Source organism: Paraburkholderia sp. DD10 (assembly GCF_049177125.1).
Taxonomy (GTDB): domain Bacteria; phylum Pseudomonadota; class Gammaproteobacteria; order Burkholderiales; family Burkholderiaceae; genus Paraburkholderia; species Paraburkholderia terricola.
The window spans coordinates 122,855-145,515 of record NZ_CP185392.1 but is presented as its reverse complement, the minus strand read 5'-3'; the positions used below and the strand labels follow the sequence as shown (position 1 = coordinate 145,515).

Below are 22,661 nucleotides of genomic sequence, written 5' to 3'. Positions count from 1 at the left end.
GCGCCAGAGCTCCGTCCCGCGATTTTTTTCATCCGCGCCTTCATTACGTTTCTTCGAGAAGCTCTTCTGCAGAAGTTTCCTGTGTCTTCTTGAGTCGCTCCGCCCCGAGCCAGACACCACTGCCGACGATTTCGTCAACCAATTGGAATATCAGGCGCTGCCCTTCGCGCACCGCCTGAGAGTGGGAGCGCGCGGTGTTCTCGCACAATGCCCACGACATGTACGCGCCGCGAATTGGGCTCCACGATAAAGACTCTTCCCAATATGGATTGCCACTGACGGCGCAGCACGGAGTGATGGTGTCAGCCACTCCTTGGCGCGCAAGCTCCATGGAAAGATGCATAGCGTCGATTTCGAAAAGGGTCTTTAAATCGTGCCCGCGGCGCGAAAGAGCATTCTCGATGGTCGTTCGAATCACGTTGGGCTTTCCCGGCAGCGCGAACTGCAACTCTTCGAGCCGGGAGAGGGCCACAGGCTTATCTGGCTGGAACCCCGCCTCTTTACGCCCGACAACGATGAGTGGCTCACGAATGAGAGGCGTGTGCACGTATCCCTGCGGAGGCGACCCTTCGAACGGAACGATAGCGAGGTCCAGCATTCCTGAATGCATGACTTCGCGAAGTTCGTGGCTGGCACCCTCGTGAACGCGCAACGTGACGCCCGGATATTCGGCAACCAGACGAGGAACGTATTTCGATGTGAACAGGTACCGCCACGATGGCGCAATACCGATGGACAGCTGGCCTGCTGCGCGGTCACCAACCTGTTCAACAAGCTTCGTAAGTTGACGCAGAATCGGGCGCGCGCGCTCGAGCAATAGTGTCCCGGCGTCGGTGAGCATCACGCCACCTTGCGTCCGCGTGAACAACTTCGCGCGCACCTGATGCTCCAGTAAAGCGATATGACGCGAGAGCGCAGGCTGGGACAGCCGCAAATCTGTCGCGGCCTTGTTGATGCTTCCAAGCTCCGCAACGCGCAGAAAGTATTCAATCAGCCGCGAGTCCACATTCGTCTCCGTTAGGCTCTTTTCGTTCAACATTGGCCTAGGTTATCCATAAAACGATTATATGGCTGAACGGTGCAATGGCTTGCATCAGTGCTTTCCCTAAGACCTGATTTCGCCGGAATCGTACCCTTTGAGTGGTCATAAGCCTATGAATTGTAACGACAAATTATTTCTAACCTAGGGTTGCACCCGATAAACAGAAATCGGATGGAGTCTATAGAAAAGACGCATTATCCGGATAACGACCGTCTCGCTAACATTCGTTCAACGCTTCGCCGACACCGATGCAAATCGCAGGGCACGAGGGAGCGGAATGACCAGCCGTTGAGCTGGCCGTGTAGGCCGCACGGACGATTGACTAAAGGAGACAGACGTGCCACTGGCTGTGCTGAGCGCATCTCATACCCCATTGATGCAAGACGGAATCGCTGAAGACGAAGTCCGGGCGGAAGTGAAGCGAGGATTCGCAGCTCTCGCAAAGCGAGCAGAAGAATTCGCGCCTGACCTTCTTATCCAGTTCGCCCCAGACCACTTCAACGGCTTTTTTTATGAGCTCATGCCGAGCTTCTGCATCGGCATGAACGCGACTTCGATTGGCGATTGGGACACGGCGACCGGCCCCCTGCCCGTCGCCTCCGAGGATGCCGTGCAGTTGAGCGAGGCTTTGATTGAAGACGGCCTGGACATCGCGGTTTCCTACCGCATGGAGGTCGACCACGGATTCGTTCAAATCTGGGAGCGTATGTACGGCTCGTTTAGCCGCTTCCCGACGATTCCCATTTTCATCAACTGCGCAGCTCCGCCGCTACCGACGTTTAAACGCGCCCGATTGCTTGGCGAAGCGGTGGGACGTTGGGCCGCCGCGACTGGCAAGCGAGTGCTGATTTCAGCCTCCGGTGGTTTGTCACATGACCCGCCAACTCCGAGCATCATCACCGCCCCCGATGAGGTCAAGGAGCGACTCATCAGCGGCCGTCATCCATCTCAAGAGATGCAGCGCGCCCGAATCGAGCGCGTACTCGCAGCAGGAGCGCGCGCAGTTCACGGAACCCCGGAAATTCTTCCGGTTGACCCTGACTGGGACAAAGCCTTCATTGAGCGCCTACAGAGCGGGAACCTGAGAGATTTTGATGCTTTGACCACCAAAGAAGTCCGCGAAAAAGCAGGCCGTGGTGGTCCCGAGGTTCTGGCGTGGGTCGCCGCTCACGCAGCTCTTGCTGTGAATGGCGACTACAAGGCCGACCTTATCTATTACGAGGCAATTCAAGGATGGATTGCCGGTATGGCAATGATGTTCGCCGAATCAAAAGCTTCGCGTGTTTAACGTCGATGCGATTTTAGGAGATTGAGTCATGAGTATCAGAACCGGCAAGCAGTTCATCGAAGGATTGAAAAATCGCCCTCGCGACGTATGGGTACGCGGCGAACGGGTCGACGATGTGACAACGCATCCGGCATTCAAAGGTGCTGTTGAGCAGCTCGCTGCGCTGTACGACACCCAGCATGACCCGGAGTTGCAGGACAAGGTCACATACGTCGTACCGGAAACAGGTGAACGTGCCGGTCTCGCATTCATGCCCGCGAAGTCCGCTGCGGACCTTCGCAAGCGTCGTGAAGCCTACCGCATCTGGGCTGAGACAAATTTCGGCCTGATGGGCCGTTCGCCGGATTTCATGAATGTCACGTTGCTCGCGTTCTGGGAAGCTCGCCACGACTTCGCTAAGGGCGGCCAGAAGTTCGCGGACAACATCGTGAAATATTACGAGTACATCCGCGACAACGACCTGTTCCTTAGCCACGCGCTTATCACGCCGCAGAACGACCGCTCCAAGCAGTCGTCCGAACAGGCCAGCATGCACCTGCGCGTCGTGAAAGAAACCAACGAAGGCATTTACGTAAGCGGCGCTCGCATGATTGCGACGCTGGGTCCGGTGTCGGACGAGATGATTATGTACAACCTGCCGCAGTTCAAGGCAGGCGACGAAGACCATGCGCTCATCTTTGCCGTCCCGACTGACGTAAAGGGTATGCGCCAGATTTCACGCGACCCGTATTACGTCGAAGCGCATGAGAGCTACGACCATCCGCTGTCGACGCGCTTCGAAGAAAACGACTCACTTCTCATCTTCGATAACGTCTTCGTCCCTTGGGACCGTGTCTTTTGCTATCGCCAGGTTGAACTCTCTAACCAGCTGTACACGCACACCGGCGTACGGAATCACACCGCACATCAGACGAACACCCGCGCGCTCATCAAGATGCAGTTCTCGGTCGGTCTGGCCATCGCAGTAGCGAAGTCCATCAAGGCTGACCAGTTCCTGCACGTGCAGCAGATGTTGGGCGAACTGCTCGGCTACATCGAACAGGTCAAGAGCGCCCTCGTGCGGTCCGAGTATGAATCGGAACCGACCGAAGTCGGCACGGTACGCCCGAGCCTTGCACCGCTGCAGGCAATCCGCACGATGCTTCCTACCGCATATCCGCGCGTCATCGAAGTGCTACAAACCATCGGTGCGGGTGGCTTCATGCTGATGCCGAGCGGAGCCGACTTCCGCGCGCCGGAGCTGTCCGACGACCTCGCGCTGTATTACCAGGGCGCCGGCGGTATGCCGTCGGTCGAGCGCGTGAAGCTCTTCAAGCTGGCATGGGACCTTGCCGGAGAGGCATTCGGCCAGCGCCTCGTGCAATACGAGCGCTACTACGCGGGCGACCCGGTTCGCAATCTCGCATTGAACTATCTCAGCAACCGCAATCCCGACATGCAACGTCTGGTCGACAAGGCACTTGCGCTCGCCGGTGACCCGAATGCTCCGGCGACAGTTGCAGAGCCAACCAACAACGAACTCGCAACGGAAGTGAATTCATGAGCGATACCCGCCCCTCCAATTTTTCGAGCGTGTGGGCCGACCTGCGCGGCGTCACTTTCAGTCAAGGCTACCTCGACGCTGGCGGTATCAAGACCCGGTATATCTCGTCTGGCTCACCGGATAAGCCGTTGCTGCTCTGCCTGCACGGGGTTGGTGGCCATGCCGAAGCTTATTCGCGGAATTTTGGGCCGCATGGTGAGCACTTCTGGGTCGTGGCCATCGACATGCTCGGCCACGGCTGGACGGACAAGCCGGAAATCAATTACCAGGTCAAAGATTACGCCGACCACGTACTTGCGGTGTTGAAGGCGCTCGGCCGCGAGCGTGCGCATATCACCGGTGAATCGCTCGGTGGTTGGGTTGCGACGTATCTTGCGGTGCACCGCCCCGAGGTTGTCGACCACCTGGTGCTGAACACCGCCGGCGGCTGGACGGCACACCCCGAAGTCATGGCTCGCCTGAAAAGCCTATCGAACCAGGCTGCTGAAGACCCCAGCTGGGAACGTATCAAGACCCGCCTCGAGTTCCTGATGTGCGACAAGAGCACGGTCAGCGATGACCTCATCGAAACCCGCCGCAGCATCTACTCGCAGCCTGGGTTCGCCGACACGATGAAGCGAATCATGTGCCTGCAGGAGATGGAAATCCGCCGCCCGAACATGATTACCGAAGAGCAGTACCGGTCAATCAAGGCTCCGTCGCTGGTGGTGTGGACTTCGCATGACCCGACGGCAACACCGGCGGAAGGTAAGGAAATCTCGGAAATGATTCCGAACTGTAAATACGTCGTTATGAATGAGTGCGGTCACTGGCCTCAGTTCGAAGATGCCGAGCTGTTCAATCGACTCCATATTGATTTCCTGCTCGACAAGTGAAGGTGGGTGGTCCCATCGACAGGACCACAAGCCAACGACCAAAGCCTGCGATTAAGGATTTAATCATGTCAGAAACCAACCGGGTCGCCGACCCGCAACCGGCAGAAGCAAGCGTCCCAGCAGACGCCTTTCGCCACGCGCTTGGCCATTTCGCAACTGGCATTACGGTGATTTCCGCGGTCGACGCTCAAGGCAAGCCTTACGGGGCGACGGTCAGCTCGTTCTCGTCACTGTCGCTCGACCCGCCACTCATCCAGTGGAGTCTGACGACGAAGTCGTATTCGTATCCCATCTTCAGTCAGGCGAAGCACTTCGCGGTGAACATTCTCGCGTCCAACCAGGAAGACGTCTCCCGCACTTTCTGCAAGCCGATTGACCGATTTTCCCAAGTGGAAACGCTGGTCGGCCTAGAAGGTTTGCCTCTCGTAGCGGGTTGCCTTGGCTGGATTGAATGCAGCCTTGAGCGCGACATCGAAGCCGGCGACCACACCATTTTTGTTGGGCGCGTGATGCGTACCCGAGTGGCCGACAAATCGCCGCTGGTGCACTGGCGCGGCTGCTATCACCCGCTTGAGGTCGACCCTGTCTGTTAGTCGCCACCAACGCAAGCATTGAGAAGAGGTTTTCATGTCTGACGCAACCATTGAGCGACAGCCAGCCAGCGCGACAAGTATCGAAGCGCTGGCAGCTGAGATTCGCAACTGCTACGAAACCGGGCAGACGATTGCCCCCCTGCGCTCGCGCACCTCGTCTGACGATGTCGACACGGCGTACGCGATTCAGGACGCAAATACGAAATTCTTCGAGGCACAAGGCCGGCGCCTCATCGGTCGAAAAATCGGATTGACCTCGAAGGTCGTGCAAGCTCAACTCGGCGTCGACCAGCCCGACTTCGGAATGCTGTTCGCTGACATGGCTGCGGGGGAAGGCGAGCCTATCGCGGTTAGCCGCCTGCATCAGCCGAAGGTGGAAGCGGAGGTGGCGCTCATCCTGGCCGAGGACCTCGACATTGAGACGCCTACGGTTGCCGACCTGATTCGCGCGACTGCGTATGTCCTGCCGGCACTGGAAATCGTTGGGAGCCGTATTTCCAATTGGGACATCCGGTTTTTTGACACGGTGGCTGATAACGCTTCATCCGGAATGTTTGTGCTCGGCGGCCCCGCACGTCGTATTCAAGACCTCGACTTGCGTGGCCTGCAGATGACGATGCGTCGCGAACACGATGGTGTAACGACCGGGCCGAACGTTGTATCGACCGGCTGCGGCGCAGCGTGTCTCGGCCATCCGCTCAACGCAGCTGTCTGGCTCGCAGGCGAAATCGCCCGCCGCGGCCGCCCTCTCAAAGCCGGTGATGTCGTGCTGACCGGCGCACTGGGTCCCATGGTCCCGGTCACCGCTGGTGACACGTTTGTCGCCCAACTGTCCGGACTCGGCGAAGTCACGGCGAAATTCGTTTAAGAGGTTTCTATGTCCAAAACCAAGGTAGCCATCATCGGTTCCGGCAATATCGGCACTGACCTGATGATAAAAGTGCTTCGCTTGTCTGACGTTCTTGAAATGGGCGCCTTCGTTGGCATCGACCCCGAGTCCGACGGCCTGAAGCGTGCAGAACGTATGGGGGTGCCCATCACGGCAGAAGGCATCGACGGACTGACACGTCTGCCCAATTTTGAAGAAATCAAAATCGTTTTTGATGCGACTTCGGCTGGTGCTCACAAGAAGCACGACGCGGTACTGCAATCGTTCGGGAAACGCGTCATTGACCTCACGCCGGCGGCGATTGGGCCTTTCACTGTGCCGTGCGTGAATGGCGAACAGAATCTCGACGCCCCGAACGTGAACATGGTGACATGCGGCGGCCAGGCAACCATTCCTATTGTTGCTGCCGTCAGCGCCGTCTCGAACGTCCCCTATGCAGAAATCGTTGCATCGATTTCGTCGCGTTCGGCAGGCCCCGGTACTCGCGCCAACATCGACGAGTTTACAGAGACGACGTCACAGGCAATCGAGAAGGTTGGTGGCGCAAAGCGCGGCAAGGCAATTATCGTCCTCAATCCGGCAGAGCCGCCGCTCATCATGCGCGACACGGTTTACTGCCTCTGCGAAAGCACGGACGAAGATGCAGTCACTGCGTCGATTGAGGCAACTGTCGCCAAGGTTAAATCGTACGTCCCTGGTTACCGGATGAAGCAGAAGGTCCAGTACCAGCATTACACCGACGAGAACCCGCTCTTCATCGCGGAACTCGGCCGCTCGTTCACCGGGATGAAGGTCACGGTGTTCCTCGAAGTCGAAGGCGCCGCCCACTATCTGCCTGCCTACGCCGGCAATCTCGACATCATGACTTCGGCAGCGTTGGCCACGGCCGAGAGCATTGTCCGTCGCCAGAAACACGAAAGCACCGCCGAGGAGGCTGTATGAACAAGGAAGTCAAATCCAAGCTGTACATCCAGGACGTAACGCTGCGCGACGGTATGCACGCCGTGCGCCATCAATACAGTCTTGACCACGTCCGTGCAATCGCCCGCGCGCTGGATGCGGCAAAGGTCGACGCCATTGAAGTCGCCCACGGTGACGGTCTTTCCGGCTCGAGCTTCAATTACGGCTTCGGCGCCTGCACCGATTGGGCATGGATTGAGGCAACCGCTGAAGTCATCACGCACGCCAAGCTGACCACGTTGCTCATTCCGGGCATCGGGACTACTCATGACCTCAAGCGCGCATACGAATCGGGTGTCCGTTCGGTCCGCGTCGCCACGCATTGCACCGAAGCAGACGTCTCGAAGCAGCACATCGAATACGCCCGTGAACTCGGCATGGATGTCTCGGGTTTTCTGATGATGTCGCACATGCTGGAACCGGCCAAGCTCGCCCAGCAGGCGAAGCTCATGGAATCGTACGGTGCGCATTGCGTGTACGTCACGGACTCCGGCGGAGCCATGACCATGGATGACACCGCGGCACGTTTTCGCGCGTACGACGAAGTGCTCAAACCCGAAACGGAGCGTGGCATCCACGCACACCACAACCTCTCGCTTGGTGTGGCGAACTCGATTGTTGCCGTTCAGAACGGCGCAATTCGTGTCGATGCAAGCTTGGCCGGCATGGGAGCAGGCGCTGGTAATGCACCGCTCGAAGTTTTCATTGCTGCGGCCGATGTTTATGGCTGGGAACACGGCACTGACCTGTTTGCGCTGATGGACGCAGCCGAGGAACTGGTGCGTCCGCTTCAGGACCGTCCGGTCCGCGTGGACCGGGAGACGCTGAGCCTCGGATACGCAGGCGTCTACTCAAGTTTCCTGCGACACGCCGAGACGGCGGCAAAGCAGTATGGACTCGATACGCGAACCATCCTCATCGAGTTGGGCAAGCGAAAAATGGTCGGCGGCCAGGAAGACATGATTGTCGACGTTGCGCTCGACCTGGTTGCGCGGCAGAAGGAAGCAGTCTGAAGCAACGGCAATACTTCACCGGGCCCTTGATGGCCCGGTGACGACCAACAAAAAAATAATCTATCCACGTTTGGAGGAAGACATGCACGAATATCTCGCTTCGAATTCCGATTCCAGCCTGCTAAAAAAGCGGGCATACCGAAAAATCTGGTGGCGCATCATCCCGTTGCTCTTCGTGTGTTACGGGATTGCATTCATCGACCGTATCAACCTTGGTTTTACCAAGCTGCAGATGAGCGATGCCTTGGGCATCAATCCCACGTGGTATGGCATCGCGGCGGGGGCATTCTTTATCACCTATTCGCTGTGCGAGATGCCCAGCAATATCCTTCTCGCCAGGTGGGGCGCCCGCCGCACTTTCGTCCGCATCATGTTCCTCTGGGGCCTCGCTACGGCGGCCACGGCGTTTGTTCTGACAGTGGGACACCTCATCACGCTGCGCCTGCTCCTTGGCGCATTTGAGGCTGGCTTCCTGCCGGGCATTGTTCTGTACCTGACGTTCTGGTTTCCGGCCAGCATGCGTGCCCGAGTGACAGCTGTCATTTTCGTAGCCAACGCCGCTGCGGGCTCTATCGCCGCACCATTAAGCGGGTGGATTCTGACGTCGCTGAACGGTGCCCTCGGCCTGGCAGGATGGAAATGGGTGTTCATCGTGCAGGGCTTGCCAGCGTGCGTGCTCGGCATTGTCTGCTTCCTCACGTTGCGCGACAAGCCGGATGACGCTGAATGGCTGACCGCTGAAGAAAAGGCAGCGGTCAAGGCGGACCTCGCCTCTGAAGTTGTGGTCTCGCCCGACCACTCCTTCGGCGTCTTTCGCCAGGTATTGGGTAACCCGGTGAACTACCTCGTCGCCTTCCTGTTCTTCACAGCAATCTGCAGCAACTATCTGCTGTTCTTCTGGCTGCCAACGATTGTCAAGGAAAGTGGTGTTGCGTCGCTCGTGAACGTCGGATTGCTGACTGCCATTCCGCTCGCCATGGGATTCATCGGTGCAATCGTTCTGAGCTGGAGTTCGGACTGGTTGAAGGAACGTCGCTGGCACCTCGCGCTGTGTTTTTGCCTCATTGCACTCGGCCTGATTGCCAGCACTACGACCCGTTCGCTGCCGTTGATGCTCATCTCGTTCGCGGTCGCGAGCTTCGCGACCGGCGCCAGTGGGCCGCTCATCTGGGCCATCCCGCCCGCGTATCTCGGCAAGAAGGCTGCGCCCATTGGCATCGCTTTCATTAGCACCCTCGGGAACATTGCCGGCTTTGCGAGCCCACCGCTGCTTGGTTACATCAAGACCACGACGGGCAGCCTGACCAATGGCGTGTTGTTGATTGCTGCTCTCTCTGCGGTCGGCGCAATTTGTATTGCCTTCGCGTTCCCGGAGCGCGTTGTGCGAGTTGCCCGGAAGGACGCCATTGAAGCGGCGTGAGTGAAACGGGTCGGCGACATTCGACTACGTCGGGCCGAAATCTGATTGCACTGGAACGGACGTGGTGGCCGAAGTGGTCTCCGCGTCCCGGCGCCCGAAAAGCGGGTGCGCGGCCCGCAGCCAGTGCCCATGGATGCTGTTTGTTTGATTATTAAAAGCCTAGGAAGCAATTATGGGAACCAACACTGAATTCGACACCGACGTGGCCATTGTCGGCTCTGGCCCGATGGGCGCCACCACAGCACTTGCACTGGCGACGTACGGGGTTCGCGCGCATATCGTTTCGCGGTTCAACTGGCTGGCCGACACACCACGCGCGCACATTACCAATCAGCGAACGATGGAGGTCTACCGCGACCTGCAGATTGAAGAGGAAGTGCTTCGCCATGCCACGGCGTGGGACCAGATGGGCGATAGCCTCTTCGCCACAAGTCTGGCCGGCGAGGAACTGATTCGCCTGCGTGCGTGGGGTACTGGTGATGCACGCCACGGTGACTATGTTCAAGGGAGCCCTTGCAACGTCGTCGACATCATCCAGCCGGAGATGGAGCCAATCCTGTTTAAAAACGCCGCACAGCGAGGGGCTACGTTTTCGACCAATACCGAGTATCTGTCGCACGAGCAGGACGAGAGCGGCGTGACTGTGCAACTGCAGGACCGCATTACCGGGCGCGAATATTCAATGCGCGCCAAGTACCTCGTAGGTGCCGACGGTGCGCGCTCTAAAGTCGTCGAGGAGCTAGGCCTGCAAATCGAAGGTCAGATGGCAAGAGCAGGAACCGCCTATGTCATATTCAATGCTGACCTGACGCGTTACGTGAAGCATCGCCCGAGCATTTTGCACTGGATTGTCAGCCCGGACGCTGCATTCGGCGAAATCGGCCTCGGATTGCTCCGCGCAGTTAAACCGTGGACCCAGTGGATTGCCGGCTGGGGATTCGATATATCCAAGGGTGAACCGGACCTCAGCGAAGAAACGGTACTCAGCAAGATTCGAATCCTGGTCGGCGACCCGGACCTCGAGGTGGAAATCGTTCGCAAATCGGTCTGGTATGTGAATCAGGCCTACGCGACGACGTATTCAAGAGGTCGCGTCTTCTGCGGCGGGGATGCCACGCATCGCCACCCGCCATCCAGCGGGCTCGGGCTGAATACCTGCGTGCAGGATGGTTTCAATCTCGCCTGGAAGCTTGCATATGTGCTGAAAGGCTACGCGGCCGACACATTGCTCGAGACATATTCACCTGAGCGGGCGCCGGTCGGCAAGCAGATTGTTTTGCGCGCGAACCAGTCGCGTCTCGACTATGCACCTATCAAGGCGGTATTCAGCGTCGAAGGCGCAGAAAATCCGGTAGCAGCCGGCATCGCCCGGTTCAAGGACCCCGGGCCCGAAGGCGCCAAGGCGCGTCAGGCGGCTCAGGAAGCTCTGGAACTCAAGAACCGTGAATTCAACGCGCAAGGCGTTGAGATGAATCAGCGATACAACTCCTCGGCGGTCATCCCGGATGGGCAGGTAGGCGAGGAGGAATGGAAGCGCGACCAGGAGCTTTATCTACAGGCGACCAGCCGGCCGGGCGCCAAGATTCCGCACGCGTGGCTCATTGATAAAACCGGGCACCGTTTGTCCACCCTTGACGTTACGGGCAAAGGCAAATTCACGCTTGTTACTGGCCTGTCTGGCGGCGCATGGGTTAAGGCCGCCGACGAGCTCGATTTGCCTTTCTTGCAAACGGTTGTCACCGGCGCGAATGATACGCAGGACCCTTACTGCGACTGGCAGCGTGTTCGCGAAATTTCTGAAGCGGGAGCGCTTCTCGTTCGTCCCGATGGTTACATCGCGTGGCGCCAAGGCGAGAACGTATTCGACGCCGCGATGGCGAAAGAACTTCTTCAGTCCGCACTTTCAGCCGTTCTCGGCAGCATGAAGTCGGTCGCTGGACACGCGGTTTGAACCAGGCATTTCGAGCGATTTTAATCATTTTGTAGGAGCAAGGATTTCACCATGAGCGCGAACACTCAATTGACGGAAGCGGGAACCAGCAAGCTTGTGCGAATCAAGGAAGGCGACCTCGACCTTCAGATTCACTACAACGACATGGGCAAAGGCGGCGAAACCGTGGTGATGCTGCACGGCTCCGGGGCCGGCGCGAGTGGTTGGGCTAACTTCAATCGCAATCTGGAGCCGCTGGTCGAGCAAGGCTATCGGGTCATCCTGATGGACTGTCCGGGCTGGAGCAAGAGCGACCCCATCGTATGTACGGGCTCCCGTTCGGAGCTCAATGCCCGCGCACTGAAGGGTCTTCTCGATGCAATCGACGTGCAGGGTCCTGTACACATCATCGGCAATTCGATGGGCGGTCACAGTGCGGTTGCGTTCGCACTGGCCAATCCCTCGCGCGTCGGCAAACTCATCCTGATGGGCGGCGGCACAGGTGGGCCGAGTCAGTTCGTTCCGATGCCGACCGAAGGCATCAAGCTGCTACAGGGTCTGTATCGTGAGCCGACGATTGAAAACCTGAAGAAGATGATGAACGTCTTCGTGTACGACACGAGCAATTTGACTGAAGAGCTGTTCCAGGCGCGACTCGACAACATGCTCGCGCAGAAAGAGCATCTTGAAAACTTTACGACGAGTCTCGTCGCAAATCCCAAGCAGTTTCCTGATGTTGGCCACCGCCTCTCCGAAGTAAAGGCGCCGACTCTCATCGTCTGGGGGCGCGACGACCGCTTCGTCCCAATGGACGTTGGTTTGCGGCTGCTGTGGGGCATGCCGAACGCCGAGCTCCGTATTTTCAATCGTTGCGGGCACTGGGCGCAGTGGGAACACGCCGACAAGTTCAATCGCATGGTGCTGGACTTCCTTACGCACTGACGGAACGGTAGCGCATGGACTACAGCACTAAGGTCTAGTGGGAGCGTCCACCGAGCAGTCGGCGGGCCAGCCATCCTCTCACTGGACTGACGAGCCGTCCCCACCGCATGAAGAACACCCGGTCGTGCGGAAGAGGTAGTGTGCTGCACGTGGGCTCAAGCCGCCACAGTATGGATGTCGCTAGCGCTCCCCTCCGATATATTCAATCGCTCGTAGCAGCAATCCGCTTGGCGAACGTCGGGCAGCGGCCCCAGCCAGCAGATACGCGATGTCATGCGCAGACGCGGAGCAGTGGCCCATGCCCTTCAGTTATCGACAGGGCAGCCAGGCAGTGCGCTTTAGCGCCAAGTGACTTGAAGTAGGGAACCGCATCCCGAGTGAATGAGCAGGTACCCGCAGCGACCCGAAGCGCTATGCGGCGAGACAATTAATTCTGAAGCGCAATGGGCGTCAGAAATCGCACTTCCTTATCGGCAACGAAGTCTTTGGTTGCATCGCCATAGACGGCTCGGTATGGTTTCTGCGGCTGCGCGCTGAGCCATTCATCCAGGGAGCCGTTCCATACTTCGAATAGAACCAAATCATCTGGTGCGTCCGGGTCTTCGCTGAGCACGGCGCGCACGAAAGTTGGCTCTTCCGACATCGTCTTCATGAGCTCGGCGAGGTGCGGCACGAATAGCGCCTTCGTCGACGGAAAAAGCTTGAAACGGACGTAGAGAGATAACATCGGTCTGCCCTGGTGTCGTTGCATTGCAAGCGTGTCACGTTGCGCGCGTGTCACGGAGATACGTCTCGCGAGCGCGCGGCGTGACCAACTGCGCGAAAGAAAACGGCCGCAAACACTTGGTCGCGGCTGTTCGGCTAATCATTCCCGGTGCTTCGATTTAATTATCGAACTGGCGAATCGTCGCGTTGTACGCACGCGTGGCCATCTCTTCGAGCGGCAGTTTGCGCTCAACTTCGGACAGGATTTCCACGCCCCACGGACCTTCAAAGCCTGTCGCCTGGACTGCCTTGATGAAGCCCTGCACGTCGAGTACGCCTTCGCCAGGCAGACGGCGTTTGTGGCAGGTGTCCATCCACAGCGGCTCGATTGCGTACCGGTCTGCGTCGTCGAGTTCGATGCCCTTGATGAATTCCGGCTTAATCGTGGCAATTTCCTTGAAGTCGACATTGCCGCGGCACAGGTGCCATATGTCGAGCAGCAGGCCCGCATTGGCCTTGTTCGCGCCTTCGACAATAGCTTTGCCGGTTTCGATTGTTCGCACGTTGCTGAAGGGCATGATTTCCAACATGACTTGCGTACCGCGCTTCTCAGCGTCATCTGCCAGCTTGCCGAATTCTTCGACCATGAGGGGGACGTTGGCGGTTTCTTCGCCAATGCCCGGACCGACCTTCACGATGCGCGCACGAAGTTCTTCCGCAGCCTTCAGGTAGTAATACCGCATGCTGTCCGACGTGCGGCGGCGCTCGCCGGTTTGATACCAGTCAACCAGGAACTCGAACTCAACGTGCCTCATGCCGTTGGCTTCGAGGATTCGGCGCATTTCCGGGAAGCCAATCTTGTCGGCCGTAGCGTAGATGTCCGAATGAATCAGGCCGATGCCGTCCCAGCCTGCTCTTGCTGCCGCTTCAACGCGGTCCTTGAAGCTGAATGGGCTGATTTCGGTCGGCCCAAACGGAAAGACGTCGCCCGACAGAGTGAAGTAAGCAGCAACAAGTTCGACTTTAGATTTGGACATGAGAACCCTCGTTAAGGAAGCAGCGACCAGCCCCGACGGGCGTCGCAAGAAGACCATGTCCCGAACTATCACGTAGAAACGGCAGCGGATAAACAGCCCTGCAATCGCCTCACCGTAGAGTTTAAATCTACAATTCGGCGTTTTGCGGGTTGCCGGGCGTGTCGAAGTCCCGCTAGAGCGGCACGCAGCTTGATTGTTCGGAAGCCGCGGGCTATCGCAGTCCGAAAGCCGCAATTTTTCCGGTGAGCGGAAATAACTTTTCGTTCTGTCGCATTTTTCTTTCGCATACCAAGCCTTACTGTGCCTCCTCGAGAACACTAAAACCCGGCTCACCCATCTCAGGGGCCTTCAGGAGACACAGCATGAACATCCGCAAATCCGTTATTTCTTGCCTTGCTCTCAGCGCTATCGCCAGCGCTTTCTGCAGTGGTGCCCAAGCCGCAGACCAGCCGCGCGTCGCGTTGCTTATGCCGACGCAGAGCGTTGAATATTGGGCGCTCTACGTCAAAGGCTTCGAAAAAGAAGCTGCGGCACAAGGCATCAAGCTTGATGTGAAGGTCACCAACTATGACCCGAACGAGCAGGCAACCCAGGTCGACCAGACGCTCGCGCAGAAGCCAGATGTCATCGTCCTCGTGCCTGTGGACTCAAGCGCGATGGTCCCCTCGATTCGCAAGATTGACCAGGCGAAAATCCCGCTCGTCATTTCTAACTCGATGCCCGACCAGAAATACTCCCGGTACTGGAAAGTCTTCACTGGGCCGAACGACATCAGCAACGGTCAGGTTGCCGCGAAAGCGATGATTCAGGGATTCAAGGACAAGGGCTACGGAGACAAAGGGAAGGTAATCGTCATCAACGGACAAATGGGTACGCCCCCCCAGATACAACGCTACCAAGGCTTCGTTGATGAGCTGAAAAAGGATGCACCTGGTATCGAGGTAGTTGGCTCCCAACCTGCGGACTGGGACGCGGTGAAGGCGGAAGCAGCGGCGTCTGCGCTTTTCACTCAGTTCAAGGATGTGAAAGGCGTCTATACAGAGAATGATTCTCAACTTCGTGGCACGGTGACTGCCGCTCAAAGACTTGGACTCGACCCTTCGAAGCTGGTGATTGTCGGACACGGATGCGACTCCGGAGGCGTCGAGGCTATCTCGGCAGGTAAAGCCTACGCAACAGTCGAGCAATCTCCCTTTGACGATGGTGCTTATGCCGCGAAGGCCGCCAAGGAACTCGCCTCCGGCAAGGCTCCGAAAGCTGTGCAGTACCTGCCGAATCCGGCGGCTACCAAAGCCACCATCAACGTCTGCTATTCCCAGAAGAAGTAGGTCGCGCGTCGGCTACCGAGTTACTGCGTAGCCGGCAGGACGCAACGGCGACCCTGCGGGGTCGCTTTCGCTTTGAAACGGAGACAGGAATGAGACGAGAGATTGGCGTTGCCGTGATTGGAACTGGTTTTATGGGAAAAGCGCACGCGCTTGCGTACCGAGCGGTGCCGAATGCTTTCCCTAACTCGTTGACGCCACGATTGGTGGCCGTTGCCGATGTCAGCGAGACGGGCGCGAGGCAAGCGGCAGAGCAATTTGGCTTCGACCGTGCGACAAGCGACTGGCGGTCGCTCCTTGACGACCGCGATATTCAGGTCGTCTCAATCACGACGCCATGCAGTCTGCATCGGGAGATGGCATTGGCGGCAATCGCTGCCGGGAAGCATGTGCATTGCGAGAAGCCCATCGCGCCATCCGCATTTGACGCTCACGAAATGATGAAGGCGGCCGAGTCCGCGAACGTCGTCACGCAAGTGGGCTACAACTACATCAAGAATCCCATTCTCAAACTGGCGCGAGAGATGATTGCGTGTGGCGAACTGGGCGAAATCACAAGCTTTCGCGGCATCCATGCGGAAGACTACATGGCCGACCCCGAGATTCCCTACAGCTGGCGTGTCGACCCTCAAAACGGGGCAGGCGCGCTGGCTGAAATCGGCAACCACATCGTCGGAATGTCGCGATTCCTTCTCGGTCCGGTTACCCATGTGAACGCGCAACTCGAGACCGTCAACAAGTCGCGCCCGGTGTCGCCTGGTTCGCCCGAGCGCCGGGAGGTCAAGGTCGATGACATTGCTAGATTGATGGTGACCTTCGACCGCGGGTGTTCAGGCTCAATCGAAGCAAACTGGACCGCAACTGGCCGCAAGATGCAGCTTGAGTTCGAGATTTATGGAACAAAGGGTGCATTGTGCTTTTCCCAGGAACGCTTCAATGAGCTCCGCTATTTCAACGCCGGCGGCGACCCTCGGACATCGGGATTCGCTCGAATCGAAGCCGGACCCGCTCATCCCCCCTATGAAAACTTCACGGTAGCTGGCGGGCACCAACTGGGTTTCAACGATTTGAAAACCATTGAGATGGCGGAATTCATCGCGGCAATTGAACATGGGACGCCTACGTTCCCGGACTTCCGGGAAGCGTGGGAAATCCAACGGATTGTCGACGCCGCCATCCGGTCTTCGGCCGAGGCACAGCGAGTCTCTCTGTAACAGACCAGCAGGCTCCAAGGTTAGCGCGCGGTTTGGCAGGCATCACGTCCTGACTTCCGCGCGTTTTTTTCGACTGCAGCCGGACGCTGATATTTCCGGTGACTGGAAATATCATTTCGCGGCCACGCATTTTTCTTTTCCTGGCGAACGAATAACCTGTATCTCAACGATAACGAAGCCGCTGAAGCGAGTTTCTGCTGGAGACGACATGCATTCCTGCGCACGCAGCGATTCTTTTCGAATCCTCTCCTGGTAGACCAACAGCAGCGGCATCACTGATGCGGCAACGCCCCACGGTTCGTCGCGAACCATGGCAATGCGTCCGCTTCAGCTTCGATGCAAGGCTTCGTTATTCGAAATGTATGCGTCACCCAGTGTGAGCAATCACGCGGATGAGCCAGGTGACGGTGACGGGCATCGACCCGTGGCAGCGGACGACCGGAGAGTGTCCGCGTATGGAGGAAGACAATGCTGCAAGACGCTAAAACAGGCGGCGAGACGCTCGCCACTCAGAGTCTGCTCTGCGCTCGCAATCTAACCAAACACTATGGTGGCGTGAAGGCGCTCACCGGTGTCAGCCTCGAGTTGGCACCTGGTGAGATTCACGCGCTGTGTGGCGAGAACGGTGCAGGCAAAAGCACGTTTATCAAAATTCTCGGTGGTCTGGTGCAGCCGGACGACGGTGAAATTACCGTCGACGGACATCAACTGAAACTCGGGCATCGTACCGACCCGAGACTTATCTCCATCGTTCACCAGGAGCTTGCTATCGTCCCGACGCTGTCGGTGCTCGATAACATCCTTCTCGGTGGTGCGGACCAGAGCGAAATCTACCGTCGCAGCCAATACCGGGGCTCTGTTCGTGAGCACCTGGATTCGGTCGGACTGTCGCATATCAAGCTCGATGCGCCTGCCTCGCGGCTCAGCCTCGCCGAATGCCAGCTCGTCGAAATCGCTCGGGGCATGTCGCGCCAAGCGAAGGTCCTGCTCCTGGACGAACCTACCGCGACCTTGTCGGATGCGGAGATTGTCCGAGTATTTGACGTTGCGCGCAAACTGCGTGACCAAGGAACCGCGATGATTTTCGTCAGCCATCGACTCGACGAAGTGTTTGCGCTTACGGACCGGGTAACGGTCTTCCGCAACGGACAGCATGTGCTCACGCAGCGCACCGCGGATATGACGACCGCAGAGGTGGTCAAGGCAATGATTGGTCGCGAGCTGGTGCATAGCAAGGTCATGCCGCCGGAGAACCGCGCCAACGTGGCGCCGCGTCTTTCGATTTCCAACCTGACGGTCGCGGACAAGGTCAAGGAACTCTCAGTCGACGTCGCGCCGGGTGAAATCCTCGCTGTGGTCGGCCAGTTGGGTTCTGGAGCGGAAGTCTTTGTCGAGGCCCTTGCTGGCCTTCGCGGTGACATTTCCAGCGCTGTAAAAGTGGACGGCCAAACCGTCAAGCTCGACAGCATTCGGAACTCGCTGCGAGCGGGAATCGCGTACGTGGCAGAAGACCGCGCTGACAAAGGCGTTTTCCTGGATGCGCCAATTGCCATCAATATCACAGCGTCCGTCATGGCGAAATTCACCCGAGCGGGAATCATGCGACGAGCCGGTGAACAGGAAGAGGCCCGACGCCTGGCCTCGATGTTCACCATCGACCCGAAGCGTCTTCCGCACGAAGTATCCACGCTCAGCGGCGGCAACCAGCAGAAGGTCTCTCTCGCGAAAGCAGTGGCACTGGCTCCTCGTCTGTTGCTGCTGAACGAACCCACCCGGGGCGTTGATATTGGCGCCCGCAGCGAAATCTACGCGACGCTGCGCAAGATGGCGGATGAAGGGCTAGCGATTGTCTTCTACTCGACGGACCTCGAAGAAATCCTGGAGCTCGCGGATACGGTTCTGACGGTCTTCAGAGGCCGGATGGTCCGTCACAAGCCGCGGTTCGAGATAAACGGCGACACGCTCCTGCACGACATCGTGGCAGGCGACGGCGATGCATCTCATGGCCATGTCTCTTTCCGAGACCAGACTGTGGAGGTGGGTAATGCATAAGACAGCTCTCGAGCCGACCGCGCAGGTATCAACGACTGCGCTACGACGTTGGGCCGCAGCATTGTTTGGCACGACGAGTATTCACGCTGCGTCGATTCGCATCGCAACCCTTGCTCTTATCGTAGTCGCTGCGGCTATTGTTCCGCACTTCACCGAGTTCGGAAACTTGCAGTCCCTGATGTACTCGGTGGCCGCGGTCGGCATTGGCGCTATCGGGATGGCGCTAGTGACCCTCAGTGGAAATCTGTTCATGCTGTCGATGGGCGCGACAGCGGCAGTCTCCACGGTGATGTTCGCTGCGCTCATTCATCTGGGTCTCGGCGCAACGCTGCTGCTCGTCGTGTTGAGTGGCCTTCTGATGGGGGCTGTCCAGGGTGGAATCATCGCATTGGGTAAAGCGAATCCCATCATCACAACGATTGCTACCTCGTCAATCATCATTGGTGCTGGCGTCATCTACACCGGAGGGCTGACAGTCATCGGAAAGGGGGACGCGACGTGGCTCGGTCAGGGACGGTTGTTTGGCTGGCTGCCGAATCAAATCCTGGTGCTGGCAATCTTTGCGGCCATTGCAAGCTTCATCCTGCAGAAATCCCGTATCGGGCGGGAAATCCGACTGATTGGCATGCGAGCGGAAGTGGCACGCATCGCAGGACTCCGGTTGATGGCAGCAACGCTCGTTTGCTACGGATTCGCGGGCGCCGCAGCTGCGCTGGCCGGTTCGTTGATTGCTTCGTCGTCGGCCCAAGGCAACCTGACCTACGGCATTGACCTGGACTTTAACGCAATCGCTGCCGTGCTCGTCGGTGGAATCTCGATTCGTGGCGGACGCGGACAAATCTCGGACGCGGTCACGGGCGCAATCTTCCTCGCCGTTATCAGCAACATCCTCCTGGTCAGCGGCGTGAGTTACGAGTACCAGCTGGTAGCGAAGGGCATCGTGGTTCTCGCGGCAGTCGTGTTTGGAGCGTTGCTTGCCCGACTCGGTCCGGGCCGGAAATAACAGGAGATTTGAAAATGGAACAGTCTCAACGACTTCTCAATCTGGCCATTCGCCTCGTACTGCTCGTGGGAATGCCAGTTATCTTCGGCCTCTGCGTCGACCACTATTTCTCGCAGGCGAACCTCTACGCAATCTTTCAGGCGTTTGCGTTCCTCGGCATCATTGCGCTCGGTCTTTCAGTCACGATGATTGCGGGTGAGTTCGACCTGAGCGTTGCTGCAATCTCGACAGTTGCCGGCCTAATCACTGTGAAGTTCGGTGGCGATAGTGCGATGCTCGGCATGCTCTACGCAATCATCTTTGGCGTGGTGGTCGGCATCGCTAACGCGGCGCTGCTGCCTTGGCTCGGTGTCTCTTCGCTGGTGACGACGGTCGGCTCCATGATGTTCCTTACCGGCATCGGTTACTGGATTGCGGGTGGTCGCGTGTTGAGTTACGCCAACCTTGATGTCAGCGACTTCCTTGACCAGAACATTGCCGCAATCTTTTCTCCCCGTAGCCTCATCACAATTGTCTGCTTCGTCGTCGTATCGCTTTTCTTGCGTTACACCACCCTCGGACGTGACATCTACGCATCGGGTGGGCATCGGAAGGCAGCAATTCAGAGTGGCGCGCGTGTAGGTAAGGCGCTGACAGTCGGTTTCGTCATCTCGGGCGGACTGTCGGCACTGGGCGGCGGCCTTCTCTCGCTGAGCCTGGCGACTGCGTCCGCAACGATGGGAAGCAATATCCTGCTGCAGGCGGCTTCTGCTGCGATTGTTGGTGGTGTTGCGTTGGGTGGAGGTATCGGTTCGCCGCTCGGCGTAGCAATGGGCGTTCTGATTCTTACTGTGCTGAACAATGGGCTAGGCCTGCTGAGCGCTACGTCTACCCAGATTCTCCTCGTCAACGGCCTGTTGCTGCTGATTGTGGTTCTGCTTGATGGGCGCCTGGGCGCAGTCCTGGCGTCGCCGCTCGAGCGATTTGCCGGGAGAAAGGCAACCCCTACGACTTGACTGACCACATGTACTGATACGGCCGACGCGTCAGAAACGCCTTGGCCGCAATCGTTTTCAGCAAAATTGATGCATCAGGACGTAGCGGCGCGCAGCTGCTTACTTCTCTCCAGGATTGAACTTCGCCAGGTATCCAGCTTTTCAATGTCTGCGCTGAGCTCGCGTCCGGGTGGGGAACCGGCAATGGCCGTTGAAAGTGCGTTGCTCTGTTTTTATTCTCGAGCCTATGCGTTTTCTTCTTGCATTCATTATGGATACTAATATAGTATCCATTAATGGCTTCAGTAAACACTCAGTTTTCGATTGCTGTCCACGTACTGGCGGCAATCGTACATCACGAAGGAATCTTCACGTCGGAAGTTCTCGCAGGCAGCGTGAATGCGAACCCGGTTTTCGTTAAGAGAATCCTCGTTAAACTCTCGAAGGCGAAGCTGGTTACGACGACTGTTGGTAAGTCGGGTGGTTATGGCCTGGCACGAAACCCAAAGAGTATTTCTCTCTTGGACATCTATTCTGCGGTAGACCCTCCAAATGCTTTTGCCATCCATGCCTATCCCAAAAGGGACGAGTGTGTCGTGAGTTGTAACATCAAAGAAGTCATGAGCGACGTGCTGGCTGGTACTCAGGAGGCCGTCCGTAGTGAGCTGAGGCAGACGACATTGGCGGACGTGGTGTCCAAAATCAGGGCCATGTCCGGGTAGCATTTTTTTAACCTAAATAGATACTTTTATAGTAGCCAATATACAGCGAAAGGGATACAAAATGACCAAGCTGAATGGAAAGAACCCTAGGACCAGCGGCGACGCCGCCGGAATCGGCCGCGCCGCAGCAGAGCGGGGCATGGAGCCGCCCACCGCCGTGCTCATCGGGGTGACCGGAGGACTTGGTCACGCCTTGGCCAGGCTCCTCGCGGCCGAGGGCTTTCGGATGGTGCTCGCGGCGCGGCGCGAGCACGACGCTGCGGCGCTGACCGGTCGGAACGACGGCTCGGCGATTTACCTGCGCGCGGACGTCACCGACCCGGCGAGCCTTGAGAACCTGGCGGCGGGGGCCTTTGAGCACCTCGGCCGAATCGATGCGGTGGTGAACCTCGCGGGTATCTCGCCGCGCAAGGCCATCGAGGACTACACGTCGACCGACCTCGACGCGCTGCTCGCGGTCAACGTGAAGGGGCCGATTTGCGTGACCCAGGCATTCCTGCCGGGGCTGCGCAAGCAAGCCGGCGGCGGAGTGGTGGTCCACATCGGCGGCGCCATGGACGGCCGGGTGGCGCTGCCGTTTATGAGCGCCTACGCGGCGACCCGCGGCGCGCTGGCGAGCTACGTGCAAGGCGCCAACCGAGAGCTTGCCGGGACCGACGTGGTGCTTTCTTTTTTCGGGCCTGCGCCCTCCAACACCGAGTCGGAGTCCGCATATTTCGACATGTGGCGCAAGATGGGCGTCGTCCTTTGCGAGCCTGATGCGGTCGCGCGCGATATTCTCGCCACCATCCGCCAGCGACGTCGGGCCCACATCATGGGCGGCTCGCTGCTCAGGATGCTTACGCTCGTGAACGCCGTGTCGCCGTCTGCTGCCGACGCTATCGGTCTGCGGCGGTTCGGGAAGCTCATCCAGCAGCATAGTCCACGCTGATTTCCGCTCCGGGCACCAGGCGCCTGTCAGTTCGATTCGCTCCTGAGCCGCGGTATTGCCCATTATTGTTAACCAGCCCTGTAGAGTTATAAATCGCACTGTAAAAATGTACCGCTGCAGCGCACTGGAGAAGCGAAATAAAAGTGTGCCGGTACCTAGCCTTTATCCTTAGTTCACAGGATGACGGCTTTTCTCGCCATGCA

The 22,661-nt window shown here is 58.1% G+C and carries 21 protein-coding genes; 17 read left to right on the top strand and 4 right to left on the bottom strand.

Going from position 1 to position 22,661, the window contains the following annotated elements; translation table 11 throughout:
* Positions 1-43: 43 nt before the first annotated feature.
* Positions 44-1,039 carry a LysR substrate-binding domain-containing protein gene (locus ACOCG7_RS00745; RefSeq protein WP_421376393.1) on the bottom strand — a complete coding sequence of 332 codons (996 nt, stop codon included), beginning with the start codon at positions 1,037-1,039 and terminating at the stop codon, positions 44-46.
* 340 nt (positions 1,040-1,379) lie between these two features.
* Between ACOCG7_RS00745 and ACOCG7_RS00740 the strand changes: the two genes are divergently transcribed.
* The 10 genes from ACOCG7_RS00740 to ACOCG7_RS00695 all read left to right on the top strand — a co-directional run bounded on the left by ACOCG7_RS00740 (position 1,380) and on the right by ACOCG7_RS00695 (position 12,495).
* The gene (locus tag ACOCG7_RS00740; RefSeq protein WP_421376391.1) at positions 1,380-2,330 is read left to right on the top strand and encodes a 3-carboxyethylcatechol 2,3-dioxygenase; all 951 of its coding nucleotides are present in this window, start codon (positions 1,380-1,382) and stop codon (positions 2,328-2,330) included.
* A 28-nt stretch (positions 2,331-2,358) separates the two neighbouring features.
* Positions 2,359-3,873: a 4-hydroxyphenylacetate 3-hydroxylase family protein gene (locus tag ACOCG7_RS00735; RefSeq protein ID WP_421376389.1), complete on the top strand. Its 1,515-nt coding sequence runs from the start codon at positions 2,359-2,361 to the stop codon at positions 3,871-3,873.
* Positions 3,870-4,748 carry an alpha/beta fold hydrolase gene (locus tag ACOCG7_RS00730; protein ID WP_007182624.1) on the top strand — a complete coding sequence of 293 codons (879 nt, stop codon included), beginning with the start codon at positions 3,870-3,872 and terminating at the stop codon, positions 4,746-4,748. Before ACOCG7_RS00735 ends, ACOCG7_RS00730 begins: the two co-directional genes overlap by 4 nt.
* Positions 4,749-4,813: 65 nt before the next feature.
* Positions 4,814-5,341, top strand: coding sequence for a flavin reductase family protein (locus tag ACOCG7_RS00725; RefSeq protein ID WP_421376387.1), 528 nt, complete (start codon positions 4,814-4,816; stop codon positions 5,339-5,341).
* A 34-nt stretch (positions 5,342-5,375) separates the two neighbouring features.
* A complete protein-coding gene (mhpD, locus tag ACOCG7_RS00720) occupies positions 5,376-6,209 on the top strand; it encodes a 2-keto-4-pentenoate hydratase (protein ID WP_421376385.1) in 834 nt (277 codons plus the stop codon).
* Positions 6,210-6,218: 9 nt separating this feature from the next.
* Positions 6,219-7,172, top strand: coding sequence for an acetaldehyde dehydrogenase (acetylating) (locus tag ACOCG7_RS00715; protein ID WP_421376383.1), 954 nt, complete (start codon positions 6,219-6,221; stop codon positions 7,170-7,172).
* Entirely contained in the window at positions 7,169-8,203 is a 1,035-nt protein-coding gene (gene dmpG, locus ACOCG7_RS00710) for a 4-hydroxy-2-oxovalerate aldolase (RefSeq protein ID WP_421376382.1), read from the top strand. The genes ACOCG7_RS00715 and dmpG overlap by 4 nt, the downstream gene beginning before the upstream one ends.
* On the top strand, positions 8,154-9,623 hold the full coding sequence (locus ACOCG7_RS00705) for an MFS transporter (RefSeq protein ID WP_421376380.1): 1,470 nt from the start codon (positions 8,154-8,156) through the stop codon (positions 9,621-9,623). Before dmpG ends, ACOCG7_RS00705 begins: the two co-directional genes overlap by 50 nt.
* Before the next feature lie 172 nt (positions 9,624-9,795).
* Positions 9,796-11,574: an FAD-dependent oxidoreductase gene (locus ACOCG7_RS00700; RefSeq protein ID WP_421376378.1), complete on the top strand. Its 1,779-nt coding sequence runs from the start codon at positions 9,796-9,798 to the stop codon at positions 11,572-11,574.
* Positions 11,575-11,625: 51 nt separating this feature from the next.
* Positions 11,626-12,495 carry an alpha/beta fold hydrolase gene (locus ACOCG7_RS00695; protein WP_421376376.1) on the top strand — a complete coding sequence of 290 codons (870 nt, stop codon included), beginning with the start codon at positions 11,626-11,628 and terminating at the stop codon, positions 12,493-12,495.
* 427 nt (positions 12,496-12,922) lie between these two features.
* On the opposite strand, the gene ACOCG7_RS00690 is transcribed toward ACOCG7_RS00695, so the two are convergent.
* Together ACOCG7_RS00690 and ACOCG7_RS00685 are read right to left on the bottom strand one after the other, a co-directional pair.
* Complete coding sequence (locus ACOCG7_RS00690) at positions 12,923-13,222, bottom strand: putative quinol monooxygenase (RefSeq protein WP_421376374.1); 300 nt, start codon at positions 13,220-13,222, stop codon at positions 12,923-12,925.
* 157 nt (positions 13,223-13,379) lie between these two features.
* Positions 13,380-14,237, bottom strand: a complete 858-nt coding sequence (locus ACOCG7_RS00685; RefSeq protein ID WP_421376372.1) for a sugar phosphate isomerase/epimerase family protein — start codon at positions 14,235-14,237, stop codon at positions 13,380-13,382.
* Positions 14,238-14,599: 362 nt separating this feature from the next.
* Here ACOCG7_RS00685 and ACOCG7_RS00680 point away from each other — a divergent pair, with 362 nt between their 5' ends.
* The gene (locus ACOCG7_RS00680; RefSeq protein ID WP_087648180.1) at positions 14,600-15,565 is read left to right on the top strand and encodes a sugar ABC transporter substrate-binding protein; all 966 of its coding nucleotides are present in this window, start codon (positions 14,600-14,602) and stop codon (positions 15,563-15,565) included.
* A gap of 89 nt (positions 15,566-15,654) precedes the next feature.
* Positions 15,655-16,776, top strand: a complete 1,122-nt coding sequence (locus ACOCG7_RS00675) for a Gfo/Idh/MocA family protein (protein ID WP_421376369.1) — start codon at positions 15,655-15,657, stop codon at positions 16,774-16,776.
* A gap of 111 nt (positions 16,777-16,887) precedes the next feature.
* Here ACOCG7_RS00675 and ACOCG7_RS00670 read toward each other — a convergent pair whose 3' ends face one another.
* Positions 16,888-17,088: a hypothetical protein gene (locus tag ACOCG7_RS00670; RefSeq protein ID WP_421376367.1), complete on the bottom strand. Its 201-nt coding sequence runs from the start codon at positions 17,086-17,088 to the stop codon at positions 16,888-16,890.
* 156 nt (positions 17,089-17,244) lie between these two features.
* Here ACOCG7_RS00670 and ACOCG7_RS00665 point away from each other — a divergent pair, with 156 nt between their 5' ends.
* From ACOCG7_RS00665 to ACOCG7_RS00645, 5 genes are all read left to right on the top strand, one after another.
* Positions 17,245-18,828 (top strand): sugar ABC transporter ATP-binding protein, encoded by a 1,584-nt coding sequence (locus tag ACOCG7_RS00665; protein ID WP_421376365.1) that lies wholly within the window; start codon positions 17,245-17,247, stop codon positions 18,826-18,828.
* On the top strand, positions 18,821-19,831 hold the full coding sequence (locus ACOCG7_RS00660; protein WP_410836991.1) for an ABC transporter permease: 1,011 nt from the start codon (positions 18,821-18,823) through the stop codon (positions 19,829-19,831). The genes ACOCG7_RS00665 and ACOCG7_RS00660 overlap by 8 nt, the downstream gene beginning before the upstream one ends.
* Positions 19,832-19,845: 14 nt before the next feature.
* Positions 19,846-20,826 (top strand): ABC transporter permease, encoded by a 981-nt coding sequence (locus ACOCG7_RS00655; protein WP_421376363.1) that lies wholly within the window; start codon positions 19,846-19,848, stop codon positions 20,824-20,826.
* Positions 20,827-21,101: 275 nt separating this feature from the next.
* Positions 21,102-21,527, top strand: a complete 426-nt coding sequence (locus tag ACOCG7_RS00650; protein WP_421376361.1) for an Rrf2 family transcriptional regulator — start codon at positions 21,102-21,104, stop codon at positions 21,525-21,527.
* 61 nt (positions 21,528-21,588) lie between these two features.
* Positions 21,589-22,458 carry an SDR family NAD(P)-dependent oxidoreductase gene (locus ACOCG7_RS00645; RefSeq protein ID WP_421376359.1) on the top strand — a complete coding sequence of 290 codons (870 nt, stop codon included), beginning with the start codon at positions 21,589-21,591 and terminating at the stop codon, positions 22,456-22,458.
* Positions 22,459-22,661: the final 203 nt, after the last annotated feature.